The organism is Streptomyces sp. P1-3 (genome assembly GCF_050613155.1).
Lineage (GTDB): Bacteria > Actinomycetota > Actinomycetes > Streptomycetales > Streptomycetaceae > Streptomyces.
This window is the reverse complement of record NZ_CP192512.1, coordinates 6,857,964-6,874,844: the sequence shown is the minus strand read 5'-3', so window position 1 is coordinate 6,874,844 and position 16,881 is coordinate 6,857,964. Positions and strand designations below refer to the sequence as shown.

Below are 16,881 nucleotides of genomic sequence, written 5' to 3'. Positions count from 1 at the left end.
GCATGCCCCTTGGCGGCGGGCTCTCAGCCTCGGTCGAACCGCGCCTCGTCTCCGGGTGTCCAGGAGCCGGGGGAAGCCGCCCTCCCATCGTCGCTCGGGATCGTCTCGTCGTGTTGGGGCTGCCTGCTGTTCAGGCAGCAGCGGACGAAGGCCTGGACGACGGGATCGGCGTCGTCAGCGGGTGCCCAGGCGACGCCGACCTGGCTGGGGCTGACACCGCTGACGGGTCGGTAGGTGATGCCGGGGCGCGCGTAGAAGCGGGCGGAGGATTCGGGGGCGAGGGCGATGCCGTAGCCGTTGGCGATCGCACTGAGCCAGTCGTCGGGGTGTTCGGTGACGGCGCCGATGCGGACCGGGCGGCCGTCGCGTTCGTCGGTGGCCAGCCAGTAGTCCCGCCACCCTCCTGTTTCGGGTGGGGCTGCCACGAACGGCTCATCCCACAGGTCCGCGAAGGGGATCCGGTCGCGTGCGGCGAACGGGTGGGTCGCGGGGAGCGCGACCCACCGAGGCTCGGTGAACAGTACCTCCACGCGCAGGGCGTCCTGCCCCGGGAAGGGCAGCCGCAGCACAGCGGCGTCCACGTCTCCGGCGGAGAGCCCGGCGGTCGGGTTCGACCAGGCGGCCTGCCGCATGTCGACCTTCCAGCCCGGCTGGCGGCGGGTGAACTCCGCGATGATGCGTGGCGTGGCCTCGTTGGCGGCACTGGCCAGGAAGCCGACCCGCAGCACGCGGGCCGCCCGGTTGGCCGTGCTCTTGGTCGCCCGTAGCACCTGGTCCCAGTCGGCCAACAGGGCGGGCACCCGCTCCGCCAGGGTCCGGCCCGGTTCGGTGAGGGCCATGCCGGCCCGGGACCGGGTGAACAGCTCCACGCCCAGTCGGCTCTCCAACTGCTTGATCTGCTTGGTCAGGGTCGGCTGCGCCACGAAGAGCCGTTGTGCGGCATAGGTGAGGTTTCCCTCTTCGGCCACCGCGGCGAAGTAGCGCAGCAACCGAGTGTCGATGTCCATGCCGCCAGGCTATGGAACCTGCCCATCTGGGGCCACGCCCACGACTCTTCGGCTGATCGAAGGGCCGCCAAGCCGAGTTAAGAAGTCGTGTTGTTCACCATCCGATTACCCTACGTTTACCTAGAGTTTCCTACGGTCTGTAGTCGACCCACTACCGAAAGGGAGTCCATGGAGTCTTCGACCCAGCTCGCCGCGCGCCTGGCCCTCGACCTGACCGCCGTGTCCGTGCTGACCTTCGCGGTGTACTACCCGCGGCACCGGCGCCGTGATCTCGTGCCGGCCTATCTCGCCCTGAACGTCGCGCTCTTCGCGGTCGTCGCGGCGCTGGCCAGGGTCGGCGGCAACGGCGGCATGGCGCTCGGCTTCGGCCTCTTCGGCGTCTTGTCGATCATCAGGCTCCGCTCCGACTCGGTCCAGCACGAGGAGGTCGCGTACTACTTCACGACCCTGGTGCTGGGTCTCATCTGCGGTCTGACCCACCTTGAGTTCGGCTTCGCCGCGGCCTTCGCCGGCCTGCTGCTGCTCGTCGTCTACATATCCGACCACCCGCGCCTGTTCGCGCGCTCCCGCCGCACCGTCGTCACCCTCGACTCCGTCCACAGCGATCCGGCCGACCTGCGCGCCGATCTCGCCCGGCGCCTGGGCGAACCCCTCAACTGGACGGTCATGGAGGTCGACTTCGTGCGCGACCTGACCGTCGTCGACGTCCGCTACCGCGAGGCCGCACCGGGCGAGGACGCCGCACATGGCGAGCAGCCCGCGGCCGGGAACTCCACCGCCGAGCGTCCGGCTCCCTCGCACCGGCCCGCACGCTCGTGGGAGGCCGCGTGACCCCGGCGACGGCGTCGGCGCGGGACCTCGACCCATTAGGCGGGGACTCCGCGGGCGGGGACCTCGTGAGCGAGCCCCTCCACACGGCGCGGGACCTCGACGCCGTGGGCGAGCCCATCCACACGGCGCGGCCCATCTCCCTCGCCGAGGTCAACCAGCGCGCCGCCCTGATGGCGCGGGTGGACCGCTGCTACCTCGTACCCGCCCAGGTCTTCACCGCGCTCGCCGCGCACCTGACCGACGAGCGGCGCCCGCAGGGGCCCTTCCGGGCGCTCACCATCGACGGACAGCGCTGGTTCCGCTACCACTCCGTCTACTACGACACCCCGGGGCTCCGCTCGTTCCACGACCACCGCCAGGGGCGCCGGCTGCGCTTCAAGCTCCGTGAGCGGGTGTACCAGGACTCGGGGGAACGGCACTTCGAGATCAAGCTCAAGGGCGGTCGGGGCGAGACCGTCAAACAACGGCGGGCTCTCACCGGCGCGGCCACCCCGCTCGATGCCCCGTTCCGGGAGTTCCTGGCCACCGTCCTCCATGACGCGTACGGCATCGATCCCCCGGACCGGCTGCACCCGTCGCTGACCACCGACTACCGGCGGGCGACGCTGGTGGCCGACGGCGAACGCGTCACCTGCGACGCGGCGCTGATCTGCCGCGACGTACGCGCCGGCCGGGCGGTCAACTGCGACACCGGCCTGGTCCTGGTAGAGGTCAAGACGGCGGGTCACCTCACCGAGGCGGATCACTTCCTGCACGCCCACGGGGTGCGGCCGGCCGTGTTCACCAAGTACTGCGGGGCGCTGGCGGCGCTGCGTCCCGCCCTGCCCGCCAACCGCTGGCGCCGCGCGGCGCGGCGCGCTTTCGGGGGCTGACTGCGGCCGTCCCGCCCCTCACCACACGGGGCCGATGCCCACGGGGGTGCAGGCTGGGGGGCGGGAGCGGGGCCTACGGGCCCGTCAGGTGAAGAACCCTATGTAGGACGAGGCGAGGCTTGAGACGAGCCAATACGCCCCGTAGGCGATACCGATGATGATCAGTATCGCCAGCACGCTGTCTATCTTCTCCGCCAGTGTGGACGGAGATCGGGGCTCCAGGTCACGTATGCTCACCCGTTCAACATACGACAAGAAGTAGGTGCATGTGGCGTCTTGTTGACGTTTCTGCCGCCGCCGATTCACCTGGCCCGGCCTTGACACGGTCGCCGCGGACCGCCCTGCGGCGGCCGTTCGACCCCGCTCGGCAGATACGGAATGCGGCGGCGCCGTAACGGCGCACGGCCGGAGGGCGACGCCCCGAGCCCCACCGAAGGTGGCACCACTCAGGACCCGGCGATGGCACCACTCACCCGGAGACTTGGGGGCATCACTTCAAACTTATACCGGCACCACCATGGTGCCATACAGCTTGACGTGGCACCACAGTGGTGCCACAGTGAGGCCATGGACCTGGAAGCCTATGTCGGCAGACTCCGGCACGAGTTCACGGTCGCCGCCGAGGCCATTGGCCAGGAGGCGACGGAGCTGACCGACCGTCTCAGCCGCCCGTTGGAGTCGGCGATCCGGCTCACGCTGCTGGACGCCCTGTCGGTCGCCGCGGAGGAAATCACGCGCGAACTGGGGACCGGATCAGTTGATCTGCGGCTGCGCAGGGACGTCCCGGACTTCGTCGTGACGCCGCCGGCCGATTGGTCCGCCGAGGAGCGGGCCGACGAGGTCAAAGCCCCCAAGCCACCCGCCAAACCGATCACGCCACCCGATGCCGACAACGGAGCGATGACGCGGATCAATCTCCGTCTCCCCGAGAACCTCAAGAGCCGGGCCGAGCAGGCAGCCGATCACGAGGAGCTCTCGACGAACGCGTGGATCGTCCGCACCATGGCGGCAGCGCTGGACAAGGCCGACCGCGACCAGCTTCCCGGCCGACGCGCCGATCGCAGCGGCAGGCGGTACACCGGCTGGTCGCACTGAGCGCACCGGCCCCACCCCTCCCCTGCCCCGAGCCCACAACCACCCCACGCCTCTCCCCCCTTCAGTGCCGGAGAGGCCACCAACGGCCCCCGTCAGGAGCGGATTCGCCATGCCCAGGTTCGACACCCCAGGAGCCATCTCCGTCAGCCTCGACCTCGTGGTCGGCGACGCCCAGTTCATCGCGGGGGACGCCGCGCATACCGTCGTCGAGGTCCAGCCCACCGACGCGTCCAAGTCGATCGACGTGGAGGCGGCGGAGCAGACCGACATCGAGTTCAGGAACGGCAGGCTCCTGATCAAGGCTCCCCGTCAGCGCGGCTACCTCGGCTACGGCCGCAAGAAGGGCGCGTCGGTCGACGTGACGGTCACACTGCCCGCGGGCTCACGGCTCGAAGCCACCGCGGCGGTAGGGGGATTCCACTGCGAGGGCCGGTTCGGCGAATGCCGGCTCCAGACCGGCCTCGGTGCCATCCGGGTCGACCGGGCCGATTCGGTCCACCTGGACACTTCCGGCGGCGACGTGGCCGTGGACCGTGTGGCGGGCCCGGCCGACGTCACGAGCGGGGGCGGCACGGTACGTGTCCGCAGGATCGACGGCACCGCGGTGATCAAGAACTGGGCCGGCACCGTCACGGTCGGCGACGTCACCGGCGACGTGCGGGCCGACACGACCGCGGGCGACATCGTGATCGACCGCGCCCACGCCTCGGTCGAGGCCAGCACCACCCTCGGCCAGGTCCACCTCAGGGAGGTCGCCGGCGGCACCGTCACGCTCAAGTCCGGTGGTGGCGCGGTCGATGTCGGCATCCGCGCGGGCACGAGCGCCTGGATCGACGCGCACTCCGCGCACGGCAGTGTGCACAACCTCCTGGAACCCTCCGACAAGCCCGAACCGTCCGACCGTACCGTCAAGGTGCGTGCCCAGACGGAGTTCGGCGACATCGTGATCCGGCGCTCCCCGCTCCTGTCCGACACGGTTCTCTCCGAGACGGTTCTCTCCGACACGGAGTGACAGCGCACGCCACGCCCCTCCTCCTGCTGATGCCGGGATCGACCTGAGGATCGGCGAGGGAACGATCTTCGCCCTGCTCGGCCCGAACGGCGCCGGTAGGACACCCGTGGTCGAGATCCTGTCCACGCTCGGCCCCCGCGGACGACGGCCGGGCGAGCGTCGCCGGGCACGATCTGGGGCGCGACGCCAAGGGAGTACGGTCGGCGATCGGCGGCATGCTGCGCCGGCTCGACCTCGCGATGACTCTTGTGGGCAGCCCACGCGTCACCTTCCTCGACGAGCCCACCCCCGGCCTCGACCCGCGCAGCCGCCGCACGATGTGGCAGATCGTCAGGGAGCTCGTCGCCGACCGCATCCCCGGTGGGCACATCAGGCTGCGGTTCGCCGATGAGGAAACCCTCGAAGCGGCGGAACGGGTGATCGAGGCATTCGAGCGCGCGCCCAGTCGCTGACCCACCCCTGGCCGGCCATCGCTCCCGAGAGCACACCGCACTCTCCCACAGCGAGACAAGGGAGAATCGGTCTCGCACCGGCAGGGAGAAGAGAGTCACATGGGACAGCGAAGCGCACGGCAAGAGCAGGGGCAGCGGGAGCCCGACCCTGTGGAGGCCGCGCTGTCCGCGGTGCGGTCGGCGCCGGACGACGGTCTTGAGGACGCGCTCGACATCGCCGCCTCCGCCCTCACCACCGCCCCCGGGGGCTGGGAGGCGGTGAGCCTGAGGGTGGTCGCGGTCGCCGAGCGGCACGTGCGGCGGTGTTGGGACGGCGGCTGGCAACCCGCTGACCTGGTGCGGATCGTCCGCAGGGAGCGGGGCGCCGGCCCGGCCCGGTTCATCACCGACATGATCGCCGCCGAGGCGCGGCGGCAGCCCGCGCGGGGGACGGACGCGCGCTGGGCGGGGCAGCTGCGTGAGCTGGACGCGCGGGTGTGGTGGGACGGCGACGGCGCGTATCTGGACGGGTTCGCCCGGTGGGAGCGCCCGACGAGCCGGTTCGAGACGGCGTCGTGCGTGCTCGACGTACTGCGGCTGATCGGGCGGCTGCCCCGGATCATGCCGCTCGGGCGGCCGGCGGAACGGCGGGCGGGTGGCGAGCCGCGCATGTTGGGGCGGGTCCGCGCGCTGCTCGCCAAGGCCGAGTCCACGTCGTATCCCGAGGAGGCGGAGGCGTTGTCCGCCAAGGCGCAGGAGCTCATGGCCCGGTACAGCATCGACGAGGCGCTGATCGAGACCGACGCGAGCGGCGGCCCCGGGGCCTGCCGGATCGGCGTCGACGCCCCGTACGAATCGGCCAAGGCCCTGCTGCTCGACGCCGTGGCGGAGGCCAACCGCTGCCAGGCTGTCTGGGCGAGCGAGCTCGGTTTCTCGACGGTCGTCGGCTTCGAGGCCGACCTGGAGCACGTCGAGTTGCTCTACGCCTCCCTCCTGCTCCAGGCCACGACCGCGATGCGCCAGGCCGCCGACGACCACCACGCGCGCGGCCGTGCCCGCCGCACCCGGAACTTCCGTGAGTCCTTCCTCATCGCCTACGCGGGCCGTATACGTGACCGCCTCGCCGCGGCGACACGGCAGGTGACCGAGCAGGCCATGACCACCGGCCACGTCCTGCCCGTGCTCGCGGCCCGCGAGGTGGCCGTGGGTGAGGCGACAGAGCGGATGTTCCCGGACACCACGGCACACCGCCTCAAGTGCCGTGACGCGGAGGGCTGGGCCCACGGCACCGCCGCGGCGGACCGCACCTCGCTGCCGTAGCGGGTGTCCGGTGGCAGCACGGTCCGAGCCCGATCTGGGCCATGGGTTTCGGGAGGTGCCGGTCCTCGGGACGTGCCGGTCCTCGGGACGTGCCGGTCCTCGGGACGTGGCGTCCCCACCCGCAGGCGATCATGGCGCGCCGTGCCAGTCGCCCGCCCGGGCCGGCGCGGGGAGGGCGGCGGCGTGACCACACCGCTGCCCTCCCCGCGGCCGGCGCCGCCGTCCCCCCGCCGGGGCCGGATCGACGGATCGGCGGATCAGCGCGAGGGGCTCACCTGCACGGTGGTCAGCCGGCCGTCCTGGGCCTCCTTCACCACCGCGATCCTGGTCCCGGTGTCCGGCACCTTCACCCCGACCTGCGGCAGCTCCTCGTTCCAGTACACGCCCGTGTGGTCGTCGAAGGCCGGCACGCCCGGGCGCTCCGGGATGACCGCGGGCACTCCCGCGCGGTGCAGCAGGATCTCGTCACTCGGCCGGAGCGAGAAGGGCGCGTCGAAGGTCTGCGCCCGCGCGTTGGCCGCGGTTCCGTCCGCGAACCGCAGCGCCTGCGGCCGCGCGTCGACCGGCAGGAGCATGCCCTTGCCCGGATGTGCCTTGGTGGTGTTGTCGCTGTACGCGGTGTCCCAGAGCCAGATGAGCACGCCCTCCTGGTACGGGTAGAACTCCACCGTCTCCTTCTTCTCGGGGTGGGCGGCGTCGCCGGTCCAGCCGAAGTTGTACGGGCCGGTCTTGAGATAGGCGCCGTACCCGGTGTGGCGGCGGTTCTCCACGAGGTACGCCCGCGGATGCTCTGCGGTGCCCGTACGCCCCTGGGTACGTGACCACTTGACGGCGCTCCAGCCGTTCGCGCCCTGCTCGGCGCCGTCGCGCAGCACCTCGGTGCCGCCCGCCGTGATGCGGATGTCGTCGAAGGTGACGCCCTTGCCGTGGGTGTTGCTGTCGGATGTCGCCCGCAGCCGCAGCTGCACGCTCCGGCCGGTGAACTCGTCCAGCGACACGCTCAGCTCGGTCCAGCCGCCCGAGGAGCCGGAGATTCCGCCTGCGGGGATGGGCCGTCCGCCGACGGTGCCGGTCAGGGGGCTCCAGCGCACCCCGCCGTCCGTGGACGCCTCCACGGTCAGGAAGTCGTAGCCCTCCTCGGTGTCGTACCAGGCCCTGGCGTCGAGGCGGGCCGGGCCGTTCGCGGCGGTCAGGTCGACGGTGCGGGTCAGCGTGTTGTCCATGTAGTCACCGGCGCCGCTCCACCACTGGCTGCCGCCCTCGTAGGGGTCGGTCAGGTCGGTGGAGGTGGTGGACGGCGGCAGGTGCACCATGAGCGCCTGCGGGTCCTCGGTGTTGTAGCCGGACACACCCAGCAGAGCCCGGGTCTTGCGGCCCGCGTCGGCCTCGGTGTATTCCAGCCAGCCCAGTTGCAGCTTGCTCCAGGCGTCGAGGTCGCCCGGGTACTCGCCGGTGGTGTTGCGGCCCTTGGCCAGGTAGGAGGCGGACGACATCAGCGACCAGAAGTTGACGCTGTTGTCGCCGTCGGAGCTGTACATGTCCGGCAGGCCCAGGTCGTGGCCGAATTCGTGAGCGAACAGGCCGACCCCGCTGTTCTCGCCGCCGGTGAGGTAGTCGCCCGCCCAGATCCCGGACTCCCCGACCGGGGTGCCGCCGTTCCTGTTGTCCTGGGGGCCCGCGGTTCCTGCCTGGTTCCAGTACGCGAACCAGCGGTGCGCCCAGACGGCGCCGGTGCCCTGCTTGCCGCCGCCCCAGGTCTGGTCCTTCCCGGCGTGCACGATCATCAGGTGGTCGAGGTAGCCGTCGGGCTCGTCGAAGTCACCGTCGCGGTCGAAGTCGTAGCGGTCCCACACGTCGTACTCGGCGAGCTGGGCCTTGATCTCGGCCGGGGTGCGGCCCTTGGCCCGCTCGGAGTGGTACCAGGCGTTGGTGGCGTCGCGCACCAGGTCCCAGTTGGTGCGGCACTGGCCGGACTCGGAGCAGTTGTCGGTGCCGTAGCGGTTCTCGTTCCAGGGGAGCTTCACCCAGTCGGTGACATGGCCGTCCATGTCGTACCGGCCGGAGGACTGCAACCGGTAGTAGTTGCGCAGGCTGACGGCGCCGGCCTTGTCGCTGAAGAACCGCTGCTGGTAGTAGGCGCGGTTGAAGTCCTTGCGCCAGACCGTGTGGTTGTCGGCCTTTGCGGGCTTGTCGATGGAGTTGTGCAGCGGACCGGGCTCGCCGCCGAAGCGGGGCTTGCCCTCGAACTCGGTCGTGTTGTCCACCTGCTCGCCGAACTCGGCGAGGATGACGAAGACCTTGTCCTTGCGTTCCTGGGCGAGTTCCACGTAGCGCTTGCCGACCTTGACCCGCTGCGGGAGGCGGCCGTCGGCGGTGCTGCTGACGCGTCCCGCCGCCACCTGCTCCAGGGCCTGCCGGCGCACTGCCTGCTGCTGGAGTTCCTGGCGGCTGGGCGGCGGCGGGGCCTCGGCGCCGTGCCCGTGGCCGGCGTCCTGCGGGTGGCCGGCGGATTCCGGCGGAGCGGCGGCGGCCGGTGCGGGGGCGGCCAGCGCCTGGGCGCCGATTGCGGGGGCGGCGAGGAGCGCGAGGGCTATCGCTGCTCCTGCCGCCGTGAGTCTGCGCGACATGACGGATCCCTTCGATTGAGTCGCCGGGCGCGCAGTAATATTTCACATGTGACAGGTGATGGATAGGCCTAGGCGGCGGCCCGTATGCCCACCTGGCCGGAGGTCGGGGCAGACGCGTTCGGCGCCCGTACCTGGCTCGAACTTCGGTGCCCGTGTCTGGCTCGAAAGGCGCCGTGGACGAGGGGCGATCACGCCGCGACAATCCCAGTGATCCCAGTGATCCCAGTGATCCCAGTGCCGAAACGATTCTTCTGCGTTTCTCCTACGTTCCGAAATGCCAGCATGCCGCCCGGGCCGGACTCGGCTCGGCGCGCACCTCTGACCGTCAGGCTCGACGCATCAGCGTGATCCTTGATGAGGAGTGATGTTGCCCCGGAATCTCCCTCCGCGAGACTCATGTGCTCCCGCCGAGCCGATCGCCGTCATCGGCATGGGAGTTCGCCTGCCGGGCGGGACAACGACGCCCGGTGAATTGTGGGACCTGTTGGCGGGCGGTCGGGGCGCGGTCAGGGAAGGCCCGTTCGACCGATGGGCGGTGGACGCGTTCTACTCCCCCGAGTCGGATGTTCCCGGTCGGACCGTCTCCCGCTGGGGCGGCTTCCTCGACGACATCGCCGGATTCGACGCCGAGTTCTTCGGGATCTCCAGGCGCGAGGCGGATGCCATGGACCCGCAGGCCCGGATGCTCCTGGAACTGGCCTGGGAGGCCCTCGAACGGGCGGGCATTCCCCCGCGCTCGCTGGAGGGCCGGGCAGTGGGGGTGTTCGCGGGTCTGTGCCACTCGGACTATCTCCTGCGCATGGCGGGACGGTTCGACGGCATCGAGGCGTACACGTCATCCGGTACGGCGCACTCCACAGCGGCCGGACGGATCTCCTATCTGCTGGGCCTCCGTGGGCCCAGCATGGCCGTCGACACCGCGTGCTCATCGGCGCTGGTGTCGGTGCACCTGGCCTGCCAGAGCCTGCGTTCGGGCGACTGCGCGCTGGCGCTCGCGGGCGGCGCCAACGCCATGGTGGTGCCCGAGCCCGGCCTGTCGTACTCGCGTTGGGGCATGCTCTCGCCACGCGGCCGGTGCCGCCCCTTCGACGCCGAGGCCGACGGCTACGTACGTGCCGAAGGCGCGGGACTGGTCGTGCTCAAGCGCCTGGAGGACGCCCGCCGGGACGGCGACCCGGTCCTGGCTGTCATCCGGGGCTCGGCGGTGAACCAGGACGGCCGGTCCAACGGCCTGACCACGCCGTCGGCCGACGCCCAGCGCGCCCTGCTCCGCAGCGCGGTGCGCTCCGCCGGTGTCGATCCTTCCGCGATCGGCATGCTGGAGGCCCACGGCGCCGGCACGCCGGTGGGCGATCCGATGGAGTTCTCCGCGCTCTCCGACGTGTACGGGGCCTGTGGGACCGACGTGTACGGGGCCGGTGGGACCGGCGGTTGTGCCCTGGGCAGCCTCAAGTCCAATATCGGGCACCTCGAAGCCGCGGCCGGTGTCGCCGGGTTGATCAAGGCGGTGTTGTGCGTACAGCACGCGACCGTGGTCCCGACGCTGCACTTCACCCGGTGGAACCCGCGGATCGACGCGACGGGGTCCCGGCTGTTCGTGCCCGTCGACCGCATGCCCTGGCCGGTCCACTCCCCCACCCGGCTCGCGGGGGTGTCGAGCTTCGGGTTCAGTGGGACCAACGCACACGTCATCGTCGAGAGCCACGACGCACCCGCGCCAGGTCCGAGATCTGCCCACGGGGCGGGGCCGAGGGTGTTCGCCGTCTCGGCGCACACCGGTGAGGCATTGGCCGAGACAGCCGCGCGGCTCGCGGACCGGCTCGCCGACCGGCTCCGCGACGACAGCGGCCCGGCCCCGCTGGACGACATCGCGCACACCCTGGCCATGCGGCGTTCGCCCGCGCGGGAGCGGCTCGCCGTGGTCGCCGACGACCGGGAGAGTGTCGTACGGCAGCTGCGCCTGGCGGCGGAGGGCGGGCCGCCCCACCCCGCAAGCGCGGTCCGGGGCACAGCGCGCGCCGGCACGGGGCCGGGAGCGGTATGGGTCTTCCCCGGCCAGGGGAGCCAGTGGCCGGCGATGGGACGCTCCCTGCTCGACGTGGACGCCGCCTTCACCGCGGTCATCGACGCTCTGGAGCCGTTGGTGGCGGGCGAGTCGGGCTTCTCCCTGCGCCAGGCGCTGACCGACCCTGGCGGCGTCACCGATATCGCGAAGGTCCAGCCCGCGCTGTTCGCCATGCAGGTGGCGCTCGCGCAGTGCTGGCGGGCGCAGGGGGTGGAACCCGCGGCGGTCATCGGGCATTCGATGGGTGAGGTGGCGGCGGCCGTCGTGGCCGGCGCGCTGTCACTCGACGACGGTGTCCGGGTGGTCTGCAGACGCTCCGCGCTGATGGCACGGCTCAGCGGCCGGGGCGCGATGGCCGTTGTCGGCCTGGACGAGGACCGGATCAGGGAGGAACTGGCAGCGCACGACGACGTCTCGGTGGCAGCGCTGTCCGCCCCGCACTCCACGGTGATCTCCGGCGCGACGGCGACGGTCCGGTACCTCGTGGAGGGCTGGACGGCACGGGAGGTTCCCGCCCGCATGGTCGAGGTCGACGTGGCCTCGCACTCCCCGATGGTCGACCCGATCCTGGCGGAGCTGGCCGACCGCCTCGCCTGCGTGCGGGCCGCGCCCGACGCACCGGGCAGCGCCCGCCCCGCGTTCTACTCCACCGTCCTGGACGACTGCCGGAGCCCGGTGGCCTTCGACGCCCGGTACTGGGTCGGGAATCTCCGCAGGCCCGTCCGGTTCCACCATGCCGTCACGGCGGCCGCCGCGGACGGGCACAGCGTCTTCATCGAGATCTCGCCGCACCCCGTGCTCGTCTCCGCGATCTGCGGCACGCTGGCTGAGCACAGCCCGGAACCCCTGGTCATCGGCACGCTGTCGCGCGACGACGACGGACCTGCCGCGCTGCGCCGCGCGCTGGCCACCGTCTGGGCCCACGGGCTGACGGTCGGCTGGCAGGCGCTGTACGGCTCCGGTCGGCTCGTGGACCTACCGGTGACCGTGTGGCGCCGCGAGCGTCACTGGATCGACCTTCCACCGCCGCACCCGGACCACTCGTCCGTCGTCGGCTCCCCTGGCCGGCACCCGCTCCTCGGGCCGCGGGTGGCGCTGCCCCCACCCGCCACCGGGCACCTCTGGCAGCTCGACCTCGCAACCGGCACCGAGCCGTGGGTCGCCGCCCAGGAAGTGCATGGTGACGCGGCTCTTCCGGTGGCCGCGTTGGCCGAGATGGCCATCGCGGCGGCCTGTCAGGCGCTGGACCGCACGGCCACCGACGTATGGATCGGCGACCTGCGCGTACAGCAGATGCTGGTGCTCGGCCCGTCGACCCGGGTGTGCGTCACGGCCGTGCCCACGGCCGGCGGGGCACTGCGTTGCGAGATCCGCACGCACGACGCGGGCACCGGCGAGTGGATCGTGCACGCGACGGCGGAGATCCTGCCCTCCTCCCCTGCCGAAGCAGCCCACGGCTTCGGTCCCGACACGGACTTCGGCGCCACGTCGGACCCCGGCGGCCTCGCTGCCGACGAGACGCACACGGAATCCGTCACGGCGGACATGCTCCGGGACGAGTTCCTGCGGCGCGGCGTCCGCCGTGGTCCGGCGCTTCCGGCCCCCGGCGATGTGCGGATCACCGCGGCCGGTCCTCGCGTCCATGCCCGGGCCGGACTGGACATGCCCGGCCACGTGCGTGCCGCGGGGCGCTTCCACCTGCACCCCGTCCTGTTCGACGCGTGCCTCCAGACGCTGAGCGCCGCGCTGATGCGCACCCACACCGCCCTGGACATCGCCCCGCTGCCCGTCGGGATCGACGCACTGCGGATCGTCGCGGACCCCGCCCGAGCGGCACGGTGCGAGTCCTGGCTGGCCCCCGCCGCGGACGGCGGCCTGCGGGGTGCTCTCCGGCTGGTGGACTCGGAGGGCGCCGTCGTCGCCGAGGCGGCCGGCGTACGGTTCGCGCGTTACGCGCGCGGCCCCCGGCGACTCGATCCGCTGCTGCACGAACTGTCCTGGGTACCGTCGCCCCTTGACGACACCGGCGATGGTGCGGGCGGGGACTGGATCGTGTGCGCGGCGCCCCATGATGGCCTGGCCGGACGGCTCACGGACCTGCTCCTGGACACCGGCGCTCAGGTGGACCGACTGGCGGTGCCCACCGCTGACCGCTCCGGCGCGGCAGAGGACCAGGAAGAGCGCTTCGCGGCCCTGGAGGCCCAGGTGGCGGAGGCGCTCGCCCGCTCCGCCGCACGCGGTCGGCCCCGGCGGGGCGTGGTGCTGATGCTGCCGCGGGCGGAGACCCACCAGGCGCCGCCGCGTCGCGCGGTCGGGTCGGCCGGACTCGTCGCCATGGTCGCCCGTGCCTGTGTCCGCGCCGGCGGCGGCCCCGCTCCCCGGTTGTGGGCGGTGGCCCGCGGGGCCCAGACCGTGTGCCCGGGTGAGGCGCCGGACCTGGGCCAGGCCGGGGTCACAGGGGTCGTCCACGTCCTGCGCTGGGAGCATCCCGAGTTGAGGGCCACACTCGTCGACCTCGGCGCGGACACGTCGGATGCCGAGGATCTGGCGGCGGAGATGGCCGCGGACCAGGACGTGAGCGCGGTCGCCTGGCGGTCCGGTGCCCGGTCGGTCGCCCAGATCACCCCGACCCCGCTGCACGACGGGACCTGGAACCATCGGCCCCGTCGAAAGGTCGCGCCGGCCATGGAGTTCGCCGTCGCCGCCGGCGCGCCCGCGGCCCGTCCCGACACGGTCCAACCCATGCTCGTACGGCGGCGGCCGCCCGGCACGGGGCAGGTCGAGATACGCGTGCACGCGGCCGCGCCGACAGCGAGCCCGCCACCGGCAGACGGCCGGGAAGCCCACCCGGTGGTGGGCGTCGTGACCCGCGCGGGCGGCGAGGCAGGCGCGCTGCGCGCGGGGCACCGGGTGACGGGCTGGGCATCCGGTCCGGCGTCGACGTACGCGGTCCTCGACGCGGCGGACGCCGCGGCCGTGCCTGACGCGCTCAGCGACGCCGAGGCGCTGGCCCTGCCCGTCACCGCCGCCGTCTGGCACTCTCTCCGCGTTCAGGCGGGCCTCCGCGCCGACGACTTCCTCCTGGTCCACGACGCCGACCACGCCGCGGGACGGTCGGCGATCGCCGTCGCGCGGGCCCTGGGCGCCCGCGTCCTGGCGACGACCGGCAGCGATCGAGCACGTCGCGAGCTGGCCGAGCGCGGCGTCGTGGTGGTGGGCACCGGCAGCGGCGACGCCGACCTCCCCGAAATCGCCCGCGTCACCGGAGGCCGGGTGTGCCATGCCGTGATGCACACCACTGCCCCGGCCTCGGGCGTCGGCGTCCCGAGCGCGCTGGCGGACGGGGGCACGCTCCTGCTGCCCGCCCCGGATGCTCCGGGCTCCACCGCGACGCTCGACCTGTCAGCGCTGCCGGCCGGTGCCGGGGTCCTGACGGTGGACTGGACGCGGCCGCCCCGATCCCGCACCGCGCCCGCCGCGGGTGAAACGCTGGGGTACGTCATCGCTCAGGCGGCCGCCAGGACACTCGCCCCGCCCTCCCTGACCGGCATCCCCCTGCTGGAGGCAGCGGAGGCCGGACACGCCTGCTCTCTCACGGACGGGGCGGCGGGCACGTACCTGGAGATGCCGCGGGGCCCGGTCAGCGCGGTGGTGGCACCGAACACGATCCCTCTGGCCAGGCCGGATGGGGCGTACGTCATCACCGGCGGACTCGGTGCGCTGGGGCTGCGGGCGGCCGACTGGCTCAGCGCCCAGGGCGCCGGGCGCGTCATCCTCAACGGCCGCTCCGCGCCCGGCGCCGACGCCGCCCGGGCGATCGCCGCGTTACGGGCCGCGGGCACCGCGGTCGACCTCGTCCTGGGCGACATCGGCGACCCCGGCACGGCGCGGCGGCTGGTCGCGCGGGCCGAGGCCGGAGGCACCGTGCTGCGCGGCATACTGCACGCCGCGCTCACGCTCCATGACCGTCTGGTGGCCGACCTGAAGCCGGCGGACCTGGAACCGACCTGGCAGGCCAAGGCCGCGGGGGCCTGGCACCTGCACGAGGCGAGCGCGGGACGGCCGCTGGACTGGTGGGTCAACTTCACGTCCCTGTCGGCCCTGATCGGCATGCCGGGCCTCGCCGCGTACGCCTCCGCCAACGCCTGGCTGGACGGCTTCGCCGCCTGGCGGCGGGCGCAGGGGCTGCCCGCCACCAGCATCGGCTGGGGCCTGTGGGCCGGCAGCGCGCTCGCCCGCTCGTACGAGGAACGCGGCCAATCGGCCCTCGACCCCGAGGACGCCCTGGAGGCCATGGGCGTCGTACTGGACCACGAACTCACCCAGGTCGGGGTCTTCCGACCAGACACCGAGCACTGGTTCGCCGACCAACCGGCCCTGGCCTCACTGCCGTTGTTCGCCGCGCTCCCCCGGCCGCCGGCCGCGGAGCGGGCTGGCGGGACGGCTCAGCCGCTGCCTGCGCTGCCGGCCCGGGCGTCGGCGGCCGAGCGAGAGAGCATCTGGACCGAGTTCCTCCGCGGACAGCTCGGCGAGATCCTGGGCAGGCGGCCCAGCCGCATCGATTCCGACTCCCCCTTCATCACCATGGGACTGGACTCGCTCGGCGCCGTGCAGTTGCGCCAGCGCGTGACGACCGGAGGTCAGGCCACCATGTCCACGACGGCCGTCTGGCGCCACCCGACCCCGAGGCTCCTGGCCAGACACCTCGCCCGCCAGGCCGACGGACCCGTTGCGGGGGCCACGGGCGACGCGGCCGCGCTGCCGTCGGAACCGGGAAGTGGAGAGTCAGCGGGAAGTGGGGAGCCGGCATGAGCAGCGACCACCTGGGCTCGCGTCCGGACACCTGGCTCCTGCCCCTGCCCGCCAAGCCCGACGCCCGCCTGCGCCTGTACTGCTTCCCCCACGCCGGTGGAGGCATCGCGCCGTACGCCCGCTGGGCGGCCGGGCTTCCCCACGCGGTCGAGGTCGTCGGGGTACAGCTGCCCGGACGTGAGAACCGCATCGGCGAACCCTTCGCCATCCGCGTCCAGGACATCGCCGACCCCCTGTGCGAAGCCCTGGCACGACACCATCCGCACCTGCCCTTCGCCTTCTTCGGACACTGTGCCGGCGCCCTGCTCGCCTACGAGTGCGCCCAGGCACTCAACCGCGCGCAGACGCGACTACCCGTGGCGCTGCTGGCCTCGGCCGCCCCCGCACCCTCGCGGTGGGACGGCCCCCGGATGATGTACGGACTCGACGAGACCGACCCGCTGGAGGCATACCGCCGACTCGGCGGCATACCGTCCGACGTCGCCGACGATCCGGAACTGGCCGAACTGATACGCGACATCCTGCGCGCGGACGCCAGGCTCTACGGCGGCCACACGTCGGCGGCGGTGCACCCCCTGCCGCTGCCGATCACCACCTTCACCGCCGAGCACGACACCCTGGTGACCCCCGCGCAGGCGCCGTACTGGCAGCAGCACACCGTTCTCCCGCTGCGCTCCTACGTCCATCCCGGCGGTCACTTCTCAGTGCTGAAGCAGCCGCCGCCCCTGCTCGGCGACCTCGCCGCCGAACTCGGCACCCACCTCGCCACGCCCCACCAGCCGTAACCCCCCGTTGGCAGCACCGCGTCC

Annotated in this window: 10 protein-coding genes and 1 pseudogene; 8 read left to right on the top strand and 3 right to left on the bottom strand. The window is 72.6% G+C overall.

Annotated features, from left to right (window positions below):
- Positions 1-23 precede the first annotated feature (23 nt).
- Complete coding sequence (locus ACQUSR_RS29390; protein WP_431045671.1) at positions 24-1,007, bottom strand: LysR family transcriptional regulator; 984 nt, start codon at positions 1,005-1,007, stop codon at positions 24-26.
- A 168-nt stretch (positions 1,008-1,175) separates the two neighbouring features.
- Here ACQUSR_RS29390 and ACQUSR_RS29385 point away from each other — a divergent pair, with 168 nt between their 5' ends.
- Entirely contained in the window at positions 1,176-1,838 is a 663-nt protein-coding gene (locus ACQUSR_RS29385) for a DUF4956 domain-containing protein (protein WP_431045669.1), read from the top strand.
- Positions 1,839-1,903: 65 nt separating this feature from the next.
- Positions 1,904-2,710 carry a polyphosphate polymerase domain-containing protein gene (locus ACQUSR_RS29380; protein ID WP_431045667.1) on the top strand — a complete coding sequence of 269 codons (807 nt, stop codon included), beginning with the start codon at positions 1,904-1,906 and terminating at the stop codon, positions 2,708-2,710.
- A gap of 84 nt (positions 2,711-2,794) precedes the next feature.
- Here the strand turns inward: ACQUSR_RS29380 and ACQUSR_RS29375 are convergent, their stop codons facing one another.
- Positions 2,795-2,947, bottom strand: a complete 153-nt coding sequence (locus ACQUSR_RS29375; protein ID WP_431045665.1) for a hypothetical protein — start codon at positions 2,945-2,947, stop codon at positions 2,795-2,797.
- Between the two features lie 330 nt (positions 2,948-3,277).
- Between ACQUSR_RS29375 and ACQUSR_RS29370 the strand changes: the two genes are divergently transcribed.
- From ACQUSR_RS29370 to ACQUSR_RS29355, 4 genes and pseudogenes are all read left to right on the top strand, one after another.
- Positions 3,278-3,805 carry a toxin-antitoxin system HicB family antitoxin gene (locus ACQUSR_RS29370; RefSeq protein WP_431045664.1) on the top strand — a complete coding sequence of 176 codons (528 nt, stop codon included), beginning with the start codon at positions 3,278-3,280 and terminating at the stop codon, positions 3,803-3,805.
- 109 nt (positions 3,806-3,914) lie between these two features.
- On the top strand, positions 3,915-4,817 hold the full coding sequence (locus ACQUSR_RS29365; RefSeq protein ID WP_431045662.1) for a DUF4097 family beta strand repeat-containing protein: 903 nt from the start codon (positions 3,915-3,917) through the stop codon (positions 4,815-4,817).
- Positions 4,818-4,851: 34 nt separating this feature from the next.
- A pseudogene (locus ACQUSR_RS29360) lies at positions 4,852-5,239 on the top strand (ATP-binding cassette domain-containing protein); the annotation flags it as partial.
- Between the two features lie 129 nt (positions 5,240-5,368).
- The gene (locus tag ACQUSR_RS29355; RefSeq protein WP_431045660.1) at positions 5,369-6,568 is read left to right on the top strand and encodes a DUF2786 domain-containing protein; all 1,200 of its coding nucleotides are present in this window, start codon (positions 5,369-5,371) and stop codon (positions 6,566-6,568) included.
- A 257-nt stretch (positions 6,569-6,825) separates the two neighbouring features.
- Here ACQUSR_RS29355 and ACQUSR_RS29350 read toward each other — a convergent pair whose 3' ends face one another.
- Positions 6,826-9,195 (bottom strand): immune inhibitor A domain-containing protein, encoded by a 2,370-nt coding sequence (locus ACQUSR_RS29350; protein ID WP_431045658.1) that lies wholly within the window; start codon positions 9,193-9,195, stop codon positions 6,826-6,828.
- Between the two features lie 364 nt (positions 9,196-9,559).
- On the opposite strand from ACQUSR_RS29350, the gene ACQUSR_RS29345 reads away from it, so the two are divergent.
- On the top strand, positions 9,560-16,072 hold the full coding sequence (locus ACQUSR_RS29345; protein ID WP_431045656.1) for a beta-ketoacyl synthase N-terminal-like domain-containing protein: 6,513 nt from the start codon (positions 9,560-9,562) through the stop codon (positions 16,070-16,072).
- The gene (locus tag ACQUSR_RS29340; RefSeq protein WP_431045654.1) at positions 16,069-16,857 is read left to right on the top strand and encodes a thioesterase II family protein; all 789 of its coding nucleotides are present in this window, start codon (positions 16,069-16,071) and stop codon (positions 16,855-16,857) included. The genes ACQUSR_RS29345 and ACQUSR_RS29340 overlap by 4 nt, the downstream gene beginning before the upstream one ends.
- Positions 16,858-16,881: the final 24 nt, after the last annotated feature.

Excerpts from the sequence above, each read along its gene's own strand:
- ACQUSR_RS29390 (WP_431045671.1), bottom strand. The coding sequence starts at position 1,007 with ATGGACATCGACACTCGGTTGCTGCGCTACTTCGCCGCGGTGGCCGAA.
- ACQUSR_RS29385 (WP_431045669.1), top strand. The coding sequence starts at position 1,176 with ATGGAGTCTTCGACCCAGCTCGCCGCGCGCCTGGCCCTCGACCTGACC.
- ACQUSR_RS29370 (WP_431045664.1), top strand. The coding sequence starts at position 3,278 with ATGGACCTGGAAGCCTATGTCGGCAGACTCCGGCACGAGTTCACGGTC.
- ACQUSR_RS29365 (WP_431045662.1), top strand. The coding sequence starts at position 3,915 with ATGCCCAGGTTCGACACCCCAGGAGCCATCTCCGTCAGCCTCGACCTC.
- ACQUSR_RS29355 (WP_431045660.1), top strand. The coding sequence starts at position 5,369 with ATGGGACAGCGAAGCGCACGGCAAGAGCAGGGGCAGCGGGAGCCCGAC.
- ACQUSR_RS29350 (WP_431045658.1), bottom strand. The coding sequence starts at position 9,195 with ATGTCGCGCAGACTCACGGCGGCAGGAGCAGCGATAGCCCTCGCGCTC.
- ACQUSR_RS29345 (WP_431045656.1), top strand. The coding sequence starts at position 9,560 with ATGTTGCCCCGGAATCTCCCTCCGCGAGACTCATGTGCTCCCGCCGAG.
- ACQUSR_RS29340 (WP_431045654.1), top strand. The coding sequence starts at position 16,069 with ATGAGCAGCGACCACCTGGGCTCGCGTCCGGACACCTGGCTCCTGCCC.